The sequence below is a fragment of the Zhihengliuella sp. ISTPL4 genome (assembly GCF_002848265.1).
Classification (GTDB): Bacteria; Actinomycetota; Actinomycetes; order Actinomycetales; family Microbacteriaceae; genus Microbacterium.
Genome location: NZ_CP025422.1, coordinates 2,105,721 through 2,120,515 on the forward strand (window position 1 = coordinate 2,105,721; position 14,795 = coordinate 2,120,515).

Annotated in this window: 9 protein-coding genes; 4 read left to right on the forward strand and 5 right to left on the reverse strand. The window is 68.4% G+C overall.

The window, feature by feature from the left end; all coding sequences use genetic code 11:
• The first annotated feature begins 105 nt into the window (after window positions 1-105).
• Complete coding sequence (locus CYL12_RS10190; RefSeq protein WP_101847502.1) at window positions 106-1,512, forward strand: coiled-coil domain-containing protein; 1,407 nt, start codon at window positions 106-108, stop codon at window positions 1,510-1,512.
• A 64-nt stretch (window positions 1,513-1,576) separates the two neighbouring features.
• Here CYL12_RS10190 and CYL12_RS10195 read toward each other — a convergent pair whose 3' ends face one another.
• The 3 genes from CYL12_RS10195 to CYL12_RS10205 all read right to left on the reverse strand — a co-directional run bounded on the left by CYL12_RS10195 (window position 1,577) and on the right by CYL12_RS10205 (window position 4,220).
• A complete protein-coding gene (locus tag CYL12_RS10195; protein WP_233486891.1) occupies window positions 1,577-2,692 on the reverse strand; it encodes a fatty acid desaturase family protein in 1,116 nt (371 codons plus the stop codon).
• Between the two features lie 103 nt (window positions 2,693-2,795).
• The gene (locus CYL12_RS10200; RefSeq protein ID WP_158297150.1) at window positions 2,796-3,074 is read right to left on the reverse strand and encodes a hypothetical protein; all 279 of its coding nucleotides are present in this window, start codon (window positions 3,072-3,074) and stop codon (window positions 2,796-2,798) included.
• Between the two features lie 192 nt (window positions 3,075-3,266).
• On the reverse strand, window positions 3,267-4,220 hold the full coding sequence (locus tag CYL12_RS10205; protein ID WP_101848755.1) for an intradiol ring-cleavage dioxygenase: 954 nt from the start codon (window positions 4,218-4,220) through the stop codon (window positions 3,267-3,269).
• A gap of 367 nt (window positions 4,221-4,587) precedes the next feature.
• Between CYL12_RS10205 and CYL12_RS10210 the strand changes: the two genes are divergently transcribed.
• Window positions 4,588-5,202: a TetR/AcrR family transcriptional regulator gene (locus CYL12_RS10210; RefSeq protein ID WP_101847505.1), complete on the forward strand. Its 615-nt coding sequence runs from the start codon at window positions 4,588-4,590 to the stop codon at window positions 5,200-5,202.
• Window positions 5,203-5,211: 9 nt separating this feature from the next.
• Here CYL12_RS10210 and CYL12_RS10215 read toward each other — a convergent pair whose 3' ends face one another.
• Complete coding sequence (locus CYL12_RS10215) at window positions 5,212-6,357, reverse strand: low temperature requirement protein A (RefSeq protein WP_101848756.1); 1,146 nt, start codon at window positions 6,355-6,357, stop codon at window positions 5,212-5,214.
• A gap of 354 nt (window positions 6,358-6,711) precedes the next feature.
• On the opposite strand from CYL12_RS10215, the gene CYL12_RS10220 reads away from it, so the two are divergent.
• Window positions 6,712-8,238 (forward strand): sugar transferase, encoded by a 1,527-nt coding sequence (locus tag CYL12_RS10220; RefSeq protein WP_101847506.1) that lies wholly within the window; start codon window positions 6,712-6,714, stop codon window positions 8,236-8,238.
• Between the two features lie 4 nt (window positions 8,239-8,242).
• Window positions 8,243-9,178 carry a glycosyltransferase family 2 protein gene (locus CYL12_RS10225; protein ID WP_101847507.1) on the forward strand — a complete coding sequence of 312 codons (936 nt, stop codon included), beginning with the start codon at window positions 8,243-8,245 and terminating at the stop codon, window positions 9,176-9,178.
• 56 nt (window positions 9,179-9,234) lie between these two features.
• Here CYL12_RS10225 and CYL12_RS10230 read toward each other — a convergent pair whose 3' ends face one another.
• A complete protein-coding gene (locus CYL12_RS10230; RefSeq protein WP_233486706.1) occupies window positions 9,235-14,610 on the reverse strand; it encodes a PKD domain-containing protein in 5,376 nt (1,791 codons plus the stop codon).
• Window positions 14,611-14,795 lie beyond the last annotated feature (185 nt).

Sequence of the window (14,795 nt, forward strand, 5' to 3'; positions counted from 1 at the left end):
CCCGGTCGCAGCGCACGCCGGGGGCCTCCTCCCCCGCGCTTGCGATCCCGTCCACGGAAACGAACACCGCTTCGTGTCGCGGACACGCCAGAAAGGCTTGAACCCATGAGCGAATCCTCGGGCACGCCCCGCGACGACGACCGGTCGCCGGACTTCTTCGATCAGCTGATCGAGACGACTCCGCGCGAGACCTCTTCCTCCTCCACCTCGGCGTTCACGATCGGCTTCCGCGGCTACGACAAGGCCGAGGTCGACGCCGCGCTGGCGTCGATGCGCACGCAGCTCCAGCAGGCGGCCGACGAGCTGGCCGAGGCGAAGGCCCGCGAGGCCGAATCCGTCGAGGCGATCAAGGCCGAGGAGCGCGAAGCGCGCGAGGCCCTCGAGGCCGAACTCGCCGCCGCGAACGCGAAGGCGTCCGACGCCGAGCAGCAGGTGGCGACGCTGACATCCGAGCTCGTCGACATGCCGCAGGCCGACGGGGAGGAGGCACCTTCCCGTCAGCAGTTCGAGGCGATCCTGCGGGTGGCAGAAGAGCAGGCGAATGTGCTCATCCAGAACGCCGCTGTGCAGGCCGACCGCCTGATGACCTCTGCCCGCGAAGAGGTCGCCGCGCAGCGCGCCGAGGCCGAGGCGGATGCCGAGCGCATCATCTCCCAGGCGCAGCGCGACGCCGATCAGGTGCGGCTGAAGATGGAGACCGAATACACGGCCCACGAGGCGCGCATCGAGCGCGAGGCCGCCCACGCCGCGGAGAAGGTCAGCCAGGCGTCCCAGGAGGCCACGGCCATCCGCACCGAGGCCGAGAAGGGCGCCGCCGCACTGCGCTCCCTCGTCACGCGTGAGACCACCCAGCTGCGGGCGGACGCCGAGCGCGAGGTGCGCGAGATGAACGCCCGCGTGCTGGAGTTCGAGGAGACCCTCACCCGCCGTCAGGACGACGCGCAGCAGGAGTTCCTCGTCCTCCACAATCAGGCGGTCGCGCACGCCGAGCGCATCACCACCGATGCGAACGAGCAGGTCACCGCCTCGCTGGAGCACGCCCAGCGCATCTCCGCGAAGGCCGACGGCTACGAGAAGCTCATGCGCTCGCAGGCACAGGCGATCGAGGCCGACGCGCAGGTCCGTGCCCGGGACATCCTCGAGCGCGCCCGCGTGAAGTCTCAGAAGATCGTCGACGCGGTGACTGGCCACACCTCCACCGTCCTCCGCGACGCCGAGGATCGTGCCCGTCAACTGCGGTGGCAGCAGCAGCAGCTCACCAGCTTCATGGCCGAGGTGCGCGAGCTCATCCGCCCCGACGGCATCTTCAGTGACGACAGCCTTCCCACGGAGATCGCGGTGACGGAGGCCACGATCGACGAGGACGACGACGAGACCGAGGACGATGTCGTCGAGGCGTCGGTCGAGACCTTCCGCGGCGACGAGGTGCTCGACGACGAGTTCGACGACGACCGCCCGCTGGAGAAGATCACGATCGACGTCGTCGAGACGGACGACTCCTCGAAGCGCTGATCCGCGCGGAGACGATGAAGGGGCGAGCAGATGTCTGCTCGCCCCTTCGTCGTCTCCCCACGCCTCAGGCGCGGCGGAGCTGTGCGGCCGCCGGGCAGTCGAACGGGTCGCGCGCGGCCAGGCCCACCCGATTCAGGTAGGCGATGACGATCGCGTACGACTGTCCGAGGCTCGTCTCGGTGTAGGGGATGCTGTTCGCGGCGCAGTAGTCGCGCACGATGCCGCGCGCCTTCGACAGGTGCAGCCGCGACATGTTCGGGAACAGGTGATGCTCCACCTGGTGGTTGAGGCCGCCCATCAGCCCCGTCACCCACCATCCGCCGCGGATGTTGCGCGACGTGCGCACCTGCTTCGAGAAGAAGTCGAGCTTGGCGTCGGGAGCGATGACCGGCATGCCCTTGTGGTTGGGGGCGAAGGACGCGCCCATGTAAACGCCGAAGACCGCGAGCTGCACACCCAGGAACGCGAAGGCCATGCCGACGGGAAGCAGGAGGAACAGCGGCACGAGGATGACGGCGAACCGGAGGACGATGAGACCGAGTTCGGTCCAGCGCCCCTTCACATTCCTCCGCGTCATCAGGTGCTTCAGGCCGAGGTAGTGCAGGTTCAGCCCCTCGAGCGTCAGGAGGGGGAAGAAGAGCCACCCCTGCTTGCGCGTGATGAGCCGGACGACGCCACGCGACTGCGCCGCATCCTCCTCCAGGAAGGAGATGGTGTCGACCTGGATGTCGGGGTCCTTGCCGACCTGGTTCGGGTTGCCGTGGTGGCGTGTGTGCTTGGAGTCCCACCAGTGATAGCTCATGCCGATGATGCCGGCGAGCACGCGCGCCAGGCGGAAGTTCGCCGGGCCCGTGGAGAGGATCTGGCGGTGTGCTGCCTCATGGGCGAGGAACGCGACCTGCGTGAAGACGATCCCGAGGGCGGCGGCGATGAGGAGCTGGAACCAGCTGTCTCCGAGGAGGAGGAATCCCGCGACGCAGCCCGCGAAGGCGACGACCAAGGCCGCGCCGATGAGTGTGTAGAACACCGGCGTGCGTTGCAGGAGCCCGGTCTCCTTCACGACCTGCTGAACGTCCCGGTAGGCCCGGGTGAGCGGGGGGAACTCGGCGTTCCCGGCGTAGGTCTGCCGCACCGGGCCGAGGGTGGCGGTGACGGACGGGGAGGATGTGCGGGAGATGATGCTCTCCTGTCGATCGGGAGCCCTTGAGCTGAAGAAGCCAAGGGCGGTTGCCGATCGCTGTGGCCACACTAACCGCGCTCGCATACGCGAGGCGGCATACGAGTCAGGCGCGTGCCCGCCGCATCCGCCGACGGGGCGTGCGAGGAGGTAGCGGCGATGCCGCCGGACGTGCGGGCTGCTGCGCGGCAGCGAGCGCCCGGAAGGCGTCGTCCAACGCGACGAAGGACCCGAGATCGGTGCCGCGCTCGTCGTGCAGGCGATGCGCGGAGCCGTCGAACTCGACGAAGCCGGCGAACTCGCCGTTCCGGGTGGCGACGTGCACGTCGACGTCGGCCTGTTTCCAGGTGAGAGGGGTGGACGGAGGGACGGTGGTGGTACTCATGCTCATGCTCATTGCTGTGGGGCGGGCGCGCTCGCGCTCCGCACATCGAGAGACCGAGGGCGGATTCCGCGCGCGTCGATGTGCGTGGTCCGTGGATGGCCCTGATCAGTGGCGACGAGGCGGCCGAGAGGGGGCGAAACGCACACGTTGCACGATCAGTTTAGCAGATCCACGAACCCCGCGCCGAGAGCCTCAGCTTCCGGGCGGACGACCGCCGCCGCCCGTGGGCGCGGAGCCGGCGCTCGGCGTGGTTGTCGTGTCCACGCCGACCACGAGGGTCGCGGTGTATCCACCGGTGACGCTCCCCGTCGTCGTGGCGAGCTGCGACACCCCGCCGTCGTCGCCGAACACGTTGTCGGAGGTGAGGGAGATCCGTGCCAGGTTCTCCGCCGAACCCGCGTAGGCCGTCTCCGCATACACCGTGCTGCACGCGTCCTCAGGCAGCGCGAGCTGAGACGTGGCGATCGCGTTCGACGCGTCGGTGATCGCGGTCGCATCCGGATAGACCTCGAAGTGGATGTGAGGCCAGCGCCCGGAATAGCACCCGGGGAAGACGGAGGTGAAGGACACCTTCCCGTCGTCGTCGGCGACCTGCACCCCGCGCAGATAGGACACGTCCTCGAGCCCGGACGAGTACAGCGAGTACTCCCCCTGCGCGTTGCAGTGCCACGCGTAGACCGCGACGCCCGCGAACGGCACCCCTGCGTTCGCGAGGTCGAGGATCTGCAGCTCGAAGGCGAGTGGGACTCCGTTCGCGGTGGCACCCCCGCCGATGGACGAGCGGATGTCCCGGCGGATGATCCCGGCCTGGTCGAGGACATCGGGGCCGTTCGAGCCGTCCCCCGGATAGGGACCGGCCGTCTCGTCCGGGATTTCCGCGATCGCGGCGTCCGATGCGGTGCCGGTGGCGCGGGGCGTGGGAGTACCTGTGCTCGACGACGATCCCGTGGCGACCGGAGCACACGCGGCGAGGACGACGGCGCCGATGCCGAGACCGCCGCCGATGAGGAGGCCGCGACGGCTCATCAGCGTCCGGAGATCGAAGGCGACGCCCTGATCGACCACCTCCTCATCCACACGATCCAGAAGTCGCCCCTCATACCTGGGGCCCTGCGGCGATGGGGTGGTTTCGGGGATTCGGCTCATCATGTGCTCCTCTCGAGCGTGGGCGGCGATGCCACCATGCTCGGCGGTTCGACAATCAGGAAGCTATGCGCGACCCATGGGGAACCTTCGGAAGCGAGAGCAGAGCGGAGGATGCGGGGACATCACTCCGCTCTGCGGCGTCGGCGCTCGAGAGATCGGCGGACAACGCAGGGCCGGGGCGATGGGGGGAATCGCTCGCGCGGCCACGAAGACGGCCGGCACGCAGGGGACATGCGCGGCCGTGGCCTCTCCAGTGCAACACGCAGCTTGTCACCTGTCAAGTTTTTCTCGGACGCCTGTCCAGATCTGCCGCGATGCCATAGCATTACCGCCATCGATCCCGACAGGGACGAGACGGGGGCACGGCATGACGACGGCGAGCAAGCGGGCGGAACGCGCGGGGGTGGACAAGTTCGCGCTCCGACGACGCGCGCTGGCCGAAGCGGCGCTGGAGGCGATCGCCGAGCGCGGCTTCGCGCGGACGGGGCTGCGCGAGATCGCTCAGCACTCGGAACTCTCGCATGGTTCTCTGCACTACTACTTCACCGACAAGAACGACCTCATCGCCGAGGCGGTCCGCATCTCCAAAGGCGGACTCGGCGACCGCTACGTGGCCGTCATGGAGCGAGCCGACACGGCCGAGGAGTTGGCGAGCGGCGCGGCGGACGAGCTCGCCCGCAGCGTGCGCGACGACGCCGCGCTGCACCGCCTCTGGTACGACCTGCGCAACCAATCCCTTTTCGAGCCGGGATTCGGCGACACGATCGCGGAGGTCGAGAGCCAGGTGCAGGAGGCGATCTGGCGCGTCGTCGAACGATACTCCGACCTCTGCGGACGCCCCTGCCGCTTCACACCTCTCTTCGCCTACGCGCTCACGGACGGCATGATCCAGCACGCTCTCATCCGGCACCTCCGGGGCGACGGCGAGGCGATCGAGCGTCTGCGCCGCGAATGCCTGGAGCTGTTCACCGCCAGCGTCTGATACCGCCGCTCACGCGTCGGCCACGGTCGCACCGCGGGGTATCGGCGGTCGGAGCACGAGCACGACGACGATCGCCACCATGACCGCGGCGGTCAGCGCGACCGGCACCGGCACGAACGAGTCGAGCAGGACGAGGACGGCGCCCACCGGGATGACCGTGTTGACGACGCGGTCGGCGTTGTCGCGGATCGCGATCCACCAGATGCCGAGGAGGAACACCGCGATCGGTATCGACACCGTGAAGGTCGCGGCGACCGGCGCCAGGTGGCTCTCCCCGGTCATCACGTCCAGCTCCACCTCGATGCCTGCGGAGAAGGCGGCGGCCGCCGCGAACACGAAGTAGTGGGTGTAGCCGTACCGCAGGGAGCGTCCGAGGGTCGAGATCGCCCGATGGTGAGGCGGCCAGAAGTAGATCCACCACAGCGCGGCCGTGACGACGAAGGCCAAGGCGGAGATGGCGAGGAGCGGCCCCAGCGCTTCCACCTCGTCCAGGGCGTCGATGATCGCGTTGGCCGATGCGAGGAGGCTTTCGCCGAGGACGATCAGGGTGAACAGACCGTAGCGCTCGGTGATGTGGTGGGGATGCCAGGGCGTCTGGTGGTGGCGCTCGGCGAAGACCGGGACGCTGACCTCGACGAGTGCGAACACGACGAACGCCACGAGCTGCACCGGACCGGACGGGATCAGCAGGAAAAGGACCCAGAGCACCTGCACGACCGCGATGCCCAGCGCGTAACGGCGAGCCGGGCTCCGTAGAGGGCCGTCGGCATGAGAGGCACGCAGCCACTGCCCCACCATCGCGACGCGCATCACCACGTACCCGATCACGGGCAGGGTGAAGTCGCCCTCTTCGAACGCCCGCGGGATCCCGGCGGCGAGGATGAGGACGCCGGCCATCTGCACGAAGGTCGCTACCCGATACAGCCAGTCGTCGGTGTCGAACGAGGTCGCGAACCAGGTGAAGTTCATCCAGGCCCACCAGATCGCGAAGAACAGCATCGCGTAGGAGGTGATGCCGTGAAGGAAGTCCCCGTGGCTCAGGGCGTGGTGCAACTGTGCCGAGGCGATGCTCACCGCGACGACGAACACGAGGTCGAAGAACAGTTCCAGCGGACTCGCGGCGCGATGCGGCTGACCGGGGTCACGCGGGTCCATGGGGCGCAGGTGGAAGCGAGGACTCAGGGTCGGATGCGCGGTCACCGCGACAGATTAGCCCCGACCGGACCTTCCTGAGCAGAATTCCGGAACCGATTTCCTGCGTTCCCGTCATGCGCTTCCGTCCGAGGTCCGGATCCGCTACAGTGTTGGACGTCTGCAGTGCCTGCTGCACGCCTCGTCGGTTGGGACGACGAGGACCTTCACGATGTGGGATCGCGAAGCTTCAGCAGGCCCCGAGGGGTCGGGACGCGGACGTGTCCGTGAACGTGGGGTTCACGGTCTGGGGAAAACTGGGGAAACAATGGCGCACTGGGGTTATCTGCGTACATTCACGGCTCAAGGGGCCTCGGCATGACTTCCGTCGAGGATGCTCTGAGCATCGCTCGTACGGGTTTCGCGCCGATCACGGCTCCGCGGGCTCACGCGTCGGTGACGCACGCGGCGAGCACGCCGCGTATGTCGGCGACGCTCGAACGACGCCGTCAGTGGGAGCGTCGCTATCGGATGCGGCTGCGGATCACGGATGCGGCTGTCATCCTGATCGCCGTCGCGCTGACGGCGGCTTTCCAGCTGATCACCGGCGTCACGGTGATCGAGACTGTGCGCAACGCCGCATTGCTGGGTCTCGCCTGGTACCTGATGCTGTCGGCGCTCAACAGCCGAGCCGCCGCCATCTTCGGGTCCGGTGCCACGGAGTACCGCCGCGTCGCGCATGCGGCGGGGCTTGCCTTCGGCATCACCGCTATCGCGGGCGTGCTCCTGGAGTGGGAAGGGCTGCAACCGCTGTTCTTCCTCGCGCTCCCGGTCGGCATGTTCGGCCTCCTCTTCGCCCGATGGACCTGGCGCCGCTGGCTGCAGCGGCAGCGCCTGGCCGGTCGGTTCGCGTCGAGGACACTGGTGGTCGGCGCCACCGAGGACGTCGAGTATGTGATCGACTCCCTCCAGAAGGGTGGGGAGAACGGCTACCACGTCGTGGGGACGACGTTGCTGGATCGCAATGCCGGCGCGCTCAGGATCGGAGAGAGTATCTACCCGGTCGTGGGCGATCTGGACACCGTCGCCTCCGCGGCGGCACAGCTCGGGGCGGACACCATCATTGTGGCGAGCCGCCCCGAGGGGTCCCCGGATTTCGTCAAGCAGCTCAGTTGGCAGCTCGAGGGTACCGCTGCCGAGCTCGTGCTCTCGAGCCGCCTGACCGACGTCGCCGGTCCCCGCATCTCGCTGCGCCAGGTCGACGGACTGCCGCTGATCCAGGTGAAGATTCCGACCTATGAAGGCGGTGTCCACCTTCTCAAGCGCGCGCTCGACGTCGTCGTGGCCACGCTCGCGCTGATTCCGATCGCTCTGCTCACCCCCGTGCTCAGCGCGCTCATCAAGCTCGACTCTCCCGGCCCGGTGTTCTTCTTCCAGGAGCGCGTGGGACGGGACGGCCGCAGGTTCAAGATGGTCAAGTTCCGGTCGATGCGCACGGACGCCGAGAAGCAGCTCGCGGCGCTCAAAGAGCAGAACGAAGGTGCCGGCCTCCTCTTCAAGATGAAGGACGATCCTCGTGTGACCCGTGTGGGCAAGGTGCTGCGCAAGCTGTCTCTGGACGAGCTGCCGCAGTTCTGGAACGTCCTCGTCGGCGACATGAGCGTCGTGGGCCCGCGGCCGCCGCTGCCGAGCGAGGTCACGGCCTACGACGGCACCGTGTTCCGCCGCCTGTACATCAAGCCGGGCATCACGGGTCTGTGGCAGGTCTCCGGGCGCAGCGACCTCTCGTGGGACGAGAGCGTGCGACTCGACCTGCGCTACGTGGAGAACTGGTCCGTCATGAATGATCTGCAGATCATGTGGCGCACCGCGAAGGTCATGGCACAGCCGAGCGGGGCATACTGAGTCCATGAACCCCGCGCGACCCGAGGCCGAAGAACGACCTCTCCTCGTCGCCGTGACGACCTTTCGTCGCACCGAGCTCCTCGCTCCGCTCGTCATGGCGATCCGGGCGGGGGCCGGCGCCTCGGCGGAGCGCATGCGCATCGTGTTCGTGGACAACGATCCCGCCCGCTCGGCGGAGGAGGTCGCCGCAGAACTCGACGTCGCCTACCTCCCTGAACCCACCCCGGGGATCGCCGCAGCGCGACAGGCCGCGCTCGACGCGGCGCACACGGGCGAGCTGGTCGCGATGGTCGACGATGACGTCGTACCGCTGGAGGGGTGGCTTGACGCCCTCGTGGAGACATGGTCGAGAAACGGGCGTCCCGCCGTCGTGATGGGGTACGTGGACTACGTCTGGCCCGAGGGCACCGATCCCTGGATCGTCGCCGGTGGGTTCATGCGGCGACGACGCCGACGGAACGGGCAGCGACTCGACGCCTTGGCGACCGGGAATGTCCTGGTCGACGCTTCGCAGGTCGCGTCACTCGGAGTGCGCTTCGACACAAGCCTCGGCCTGGCCGGCGGAGAGGACATGCTCTTCGGGCGATCGCTGCTCGCCGCCGGCGGGGCGATCATCGCATCCGCGGACTCGATCGTCCGCGACGAGGTCCCCGCGGAGCGCACGACCCGCGAGTTCGTGCGACGGCGGACCATCTCGCAGGGTCAGATGCGTACGGAACTCCTCACCCGAGACGGCTCCCTCGCGCGGCGCATCGTCCTTCGCGGCGCCCACCTCGTGGGCGGCGTGGCCCGCCTCGTGATCTTCTCCCTGCGAGAACTCCTCGCCCGCGCGCGCGGCGACCGTGCCGCACAGGCCGTGCTGCGGCGGCGCATCTGGTTCGCCCAGGGGCGCACTCTCGGCGCCCTCGGCCGGATCACCCCGGCGTACGCCCGGAGCTGACGGGAACGGATGAGGGGCGGGGCCATCCGGCCCCGCCCCTCATCCGTTGTCCGAGGCTACTGCGGGACGACCACGGCGAACCGCTCGAAGGAGAGCCGCGTGATGGCGTTCGTCGAGGCCGAGCTGACAGACGTCTTTATCCCGATCCCACCGGCGACCTGCATCGCCGCCACCGCGTCCGTGCCCGTGAGCTGCCAATCCGCAGGCTCGGTCTGCCCCTCGACCCAGACCTTGGCCGCCAGGCTGGTCGAGGCGGTACCACTGACCGCGAGGCGGGCGTGGAGCACCTGTCCGGGCGCATAGGAGCCCGGCAGAACGTAGCTGTTCCCGATCGCCGTCTCATCCCGGAGGATGTACAGCCGGATGACGCCGGCAGGCTCCAGTCGCACGCGCGCCGAGTATGTCGATGCGCCGACGGTCCGGCCGAGGAGCGTGATGCTCGCGGTGCCGCCGGTCGAGGCGACATCCGACGAGAAGAGGGCATCGAGCACCGTGCTCGTACCGGTCACCGCCAGTCGCGCCTCCCGCGTCTGCGACGGCGCAAGGGACACGACGCCCTTTCCGCCTGCCGTGCTGAATGCGGCGTTTCCTCCCGACAGCGCCCACGCGCCACCGAGGTCGGCGCTGCCCCAGCCTCCCGTCGTCGCCCGGTCGAACTCATCCGTCGCGAGGGGAGTCGGCCCCGTGGGGTCGGGCGGCGTGACCGGCGCGGTCACGGTGACCGGCTTCGTGACGGAGTGCGTTCCGCCGTCGTCGTCGGTCACCGTCAGGGTGACGTCGTACGTCCCCGATGCCGCATACGTGTGCGATGCCGTGACTCCCGTCGCGGTACCGCCATCCCCGAACGTCCACGCGTAAGACGCGATCGTCCCATCCGCGTCGCTCGATCCGCCAGCGTCGACAGCTGCACTGAGTGCGGAGGTCGAGGAGACGAAGGATGCTGTCGGGATCTGGTTGGGCGCAGCGACCACGGCCCCGGTGACGACCTTGTAGTCGTCCACCGAGAAGACCGAGGAGACGGAGGAGACCGAGCTGATCGCCATCTTCACGCCGACCGCACCCGCTGTCTGCAGAGCGGCAGTGGAGTCCGTCCCCTGCAGCTGCGGGTTCGCCGGCTCCGTCGTCCCCGTTCGCCAGACCTTCAGCGCGAGCGTGGTCGGCGACGTTCCGCGTACCGTGAGCACAGCCGACAACTTCTCGCCCGCCACGTACGTACCGGGGATCACGACGCTGTTGCCGATCGCCGTCTCGTTGCGCAGCAGGTAGAGACGGATCGCGCCACTCGCCTCGATCTTCACGCGTCCCGAGTAGACGTCGTTGCCGACCTGACGACCGTTCACCGTGAGGTTGAAGGCTCCGCCGTTGGTCGCGTTGCTCGAGGCGATGGTCAACGAGGTGATCGTCGACGTGCTCGAGACCCCGGCGAGACGAGCCTCTCGCGTGGCGGCAGGAGACAGGGAGATCCGTCCCACGCCATCCCCCGCCGAGAACGCCGCCGCCCCTCCGGACACCGTCCAGGCGCCGCCGACGTCGGCGGAGCCCCACGAGGACGACGCCGTGCGCTCGAACGCGTCTCGGGCGATGACGTCTTCCGTGGCCGCCGGCGCGACGGCGACGGATGCGGTCGCCTGATGCGTCGCGCCGTCGTCGTCCGTGACCGTCAGCGTGACCGGGTAGGTTCCCGCTGTCGTGTAGGTGTGCGTCGCCGTCGCTCCCGTCGCGGTGGTGCTGTCACCGAAATCCCACGCGTGCGACACGATGCTGCCGTCGGTGTCGGTGGAGCCGCTTCCGTCGGCGGAGATCGACATACCATCCGCGGCGCGCACCACGTTGGCCACAGCCTTGGGCGGCGCGTTCTGAGCTTCGACAGCGATCGTCTTCGTCACGGTCGATGAGGCACCGCGGTCATCGGTCACGGTGAGCGACACCGTGTAGGTGCCGGAAGCGGCATAGTCATGCGTCGCCGTGGCCCCTGTCGCCGAGGCACCGTCGCCGAAGTTCCACGCGTACGCCGTGATCGTGCCGTCCGTATCCGCGCTCCCGGATGCGTCGACCGCCACGGAAAGGAATTCCACCTTCTCGGTGAACGCGGCGGTGGGAGGCACGTTCGGGTTCCGCGTCGTCACGTCATGAGCGACGGTGGACGCGAGCCCGCCGGCATCGGTCACCGTGAGGGTGACCGTGTAGGTGCCGGCCGTGTCGTACTCGTGTGTAGGCGCGACACCGGTTCCGGTGTGGCCGTCGCCGAAGTCCCACGCATAGCCGGCGATCGGACCCTCGGGGTCGCTCGAGGCGGAGGCGTCGAAAGCCACCGACCGGTCCGAGGTCGCCGCGGTGAACTGCGCCGTCGGCAGCTGGTTCAGCTCGCCGGTGTCGCCGAGCTGATAGTGCTGCAGCACCTGGCTGACCGTCAGGGGCGCGGAGTAGACCGCCGCCTCATCGATCGTGCCGACCCAGAAGGGATCCCCTTCCCAGGTGGTGTCGCCGCCCACGCGCCAGTAGCCGTTGTAGTTGTCGGCACCCGCTTGCGCGTTCGAAGCGACCTCCACGCCATCCACGAACAACTGCATCCCTGCCGCCGACTGCTGCGCGACGACATGGTGCCACTGCCCGTCACGGTACGTGCCCGGCGCCGTGAGGACGTATGACCCCCCGTTGTAGACGCCGAACTTCAGCTGTCCCGATCCGTTCATGTAGATGTGCCGGTCGTAGTTCGAGCTGGGATTGGCATTGTTGGAGTTGCTGTTCCCGAAGCCGATCAGCTTGCCGCCGCCCGTCGAGGTGGTCTTGAACCAGGTCTCGATCGAGTAGGTGTTCGGCGACGGGTACTGCCGCGCGCTCACCACCGTCTGGCGGTTGTTCCAGCTGGAGAACAGCTTCGAGGACGTGAACCGGATGGCCTGGTCCGCGACGCCGGACAGCGCTCCGGTCTGGCCCCGTTGGATCGTGGCCGACCCACTGGTCTGGTACGTCCCGGTGCTTCCGTCGCGGCCCGAGTCTCTCGCGACCGTCCCGCTGGTCTCGCCGAGGCGCCAGTACAGTGTCGGGTCGAGGTCGTACACGGCTTTGCCGTAGGCGTCTGCGGGCGCAGCGGGGAGCGACGACGTGCGCCCAGAAGCGACCCAGTGCGCATCCACCGCGTCACGGGTCAACGCACTGCCGTACACGGCCACGTCCGCGATGCGGGCGTTGAGGTAGTTCGACGACCCCGCGGACGGCCAGCCGCTCTGGGAGTCCCCGCCGATGCGCCAGTACCCTGAATAGCTCTGACCGGTCGTCGTGTCGGAGCGCGAGCTCACCCGCACGCCGTCGACGTACAGCACCATGCCCGAGCTGTTCATCGTGCCGACCACGTGGTGCCACTTGCCGTCGTTGAGACCGGCCCCGCTGGTGAGCGTCCGCGCAGTCCCGGGGTACACGCCGAACGTGACCTGCCCCGAATTGCTCAGGTAGAGGTGCCGGTCGTAGCTGCCGGACAGCCCCTTGGCGTTGTTGCCGAACCCGACGATCTTGCCACCGCTCGTGCTGGTGGTCTGGAACCATGCCTCGATCGAGAACTCGTCAGGACCGACCTCGGAGACCGAACTGGCAGAGGTGCCGTCGGTGCCGTTGAAGGCCGTGGAGGCTGAGGTCTCACCGACGACCTGGCCCGCCTGGCCACGGGTCGTCCCTCCGGACAGCGTGAGGTCGTTCCCGGAGATCCAGTCGGTCGCGGACGAACCGGACGCCTCGTTCAGGGGCCAGTAATACCTCGGCGAGGACGAGAGCACGGCCTCGTTGTACGTGTTCGAGGTCCCGGCCGCCGCGATCGTCACCGGCGTCCAGTCGGACGTCGTGGTGTTCCCGTTGGGGTCGGTCACCTTCACCCGGTACTCGTATGTCTGGCCGGCGGTCACCGCTGTGTCGGAGTACGTGAGCCGCGGTCGCACCCAGTACGTGGAGTCGGCGGTGGTCGTGTGGATCGGCTGCGCGAGGTCACGACGGAAGACTTCGTAGGTCAAGCGGGCGTTGTCGGCGTCGTAGTTCGCGGACCAGGCGACGCGTGCCTGCCCCGCGCGGAAAGACTGGGCGCTGATCTGGTAGGCGCCGCCCTTGATGGTCGGACCGATCTTGTTCGGCGCCGTCCCGGGCTTCGCGAAGCGCACGAGTCCCTGTTGTGCGCTACCGCTCACGGCCGTGAACTCACCGCCGTAGACGAGGTAGTCGCCACCGCCCGTGACCGACCATGCGGCCTGATTCATGCCGGACACCGTGCCGGGCTGCCACGTCGGGTACCAGTGCAGCAGACGGGCCGCCGGGTTGCCGGTGAAGCTGCGGTACCCGTAGATGTCAGGAGTGATGGTGCGGTCCGACGGGTTCTTGTCGAACGCGAGCGAGAAGTTGAAGCTCCACGGGTCGAGCTGCGGGAACTCTCCGATGTTGCCGCAGTAATGCGAGTGCGCCGCCGTGTAGAGCACACCCCCGGTCGGGTACACCGAATAGGTGTCGCCGTGGCAATCCTCCATCCACACCATCGAGCCGTCGCTCCAGCGCGCGCGGAACGCGCCTTCGAAGTCGTCCTCCGTCTTCGATCCTCCGAAGTCGTACCCACTGCCGTAGACGCTGTCCCCGTCGGAGGCGAGCGAATAGATGGAGGCGCCGGTACCGGCGTTGCGGATGACACTGTTGATCGCCCAGGGGAGGCTGGCTCCGCTGGAGGCGTCGAGCGCGGCCATGCCGCGACCCGGGTTGGTCGACCCGTTGGTGGACGTGAACGAGCCGGCGATGACCACCTTCGAGGCATCGGGAGACACCACGACGGAGCGGACGCCGTACCCGCCGGCGAGGACCGGGTTGAAGTCGAGCACGGCACCGGTCGACGCGCTCACGGCCGCGACGCCGGTACGTGCGGTGTTGTTGATGTTCGAGAACTCCCCCGTGACGTACACGGTCGTGTCGGTGGCGACGATGCCCTGCACGATCGTGTTGGTACCGGGGGTCCAATTGCCGATCAGCTGGCCGGTGGCCGTGTCGAAGGCCGCCAGACGGTAGCGGTTCTGTCCGTTGACGGCGGTGAAGCCGCCGCCGATGTACAGCCGCGAGCCGTCGGGCGACACCGCCGCGGCGAGGATGCGGCCGTTGACCTGGGGGGCGAAGGATGTGTCGAGCACACCGGTTGCGAGATCGTAGGCGAGGAGGTTGGATCGCGGCGTCTCGTTGGTGCCGGCCGGCGCTCCCGCCGGGCGCGCGCTCGTGAACTGCCCGCCCGCGTACACCTTGGTGCCGCCCACCGCCTGAGCCCAGACGATGCCGTTGATCTGCGTCGTCGGCAGCGGGTCAGCGCTCACCGTCGCCGGCAGAGCGGGATCGGTCGGCACTGTATCCGCCTGCGCGGCCGGTGCGGTGATGGTCGCGCCGAGGAGCGCGGTCACCAGGACGGCGACGACTCCCATCGCGAGACGACGGAATGGACGTGCGCGCGATTCTTCGTCGCGTTCGATTGCCTCGAGTCGCTGGACTCGCATGGCGCCTCCCCACAGGCACATGCCGAAATATCGGCGGATGATGGATCCCCTCGCGTCCCCCAAAGACGCATCCGCCGTCAGAATAGCGCAGCACTCGCCGCAGCGCTACCCGA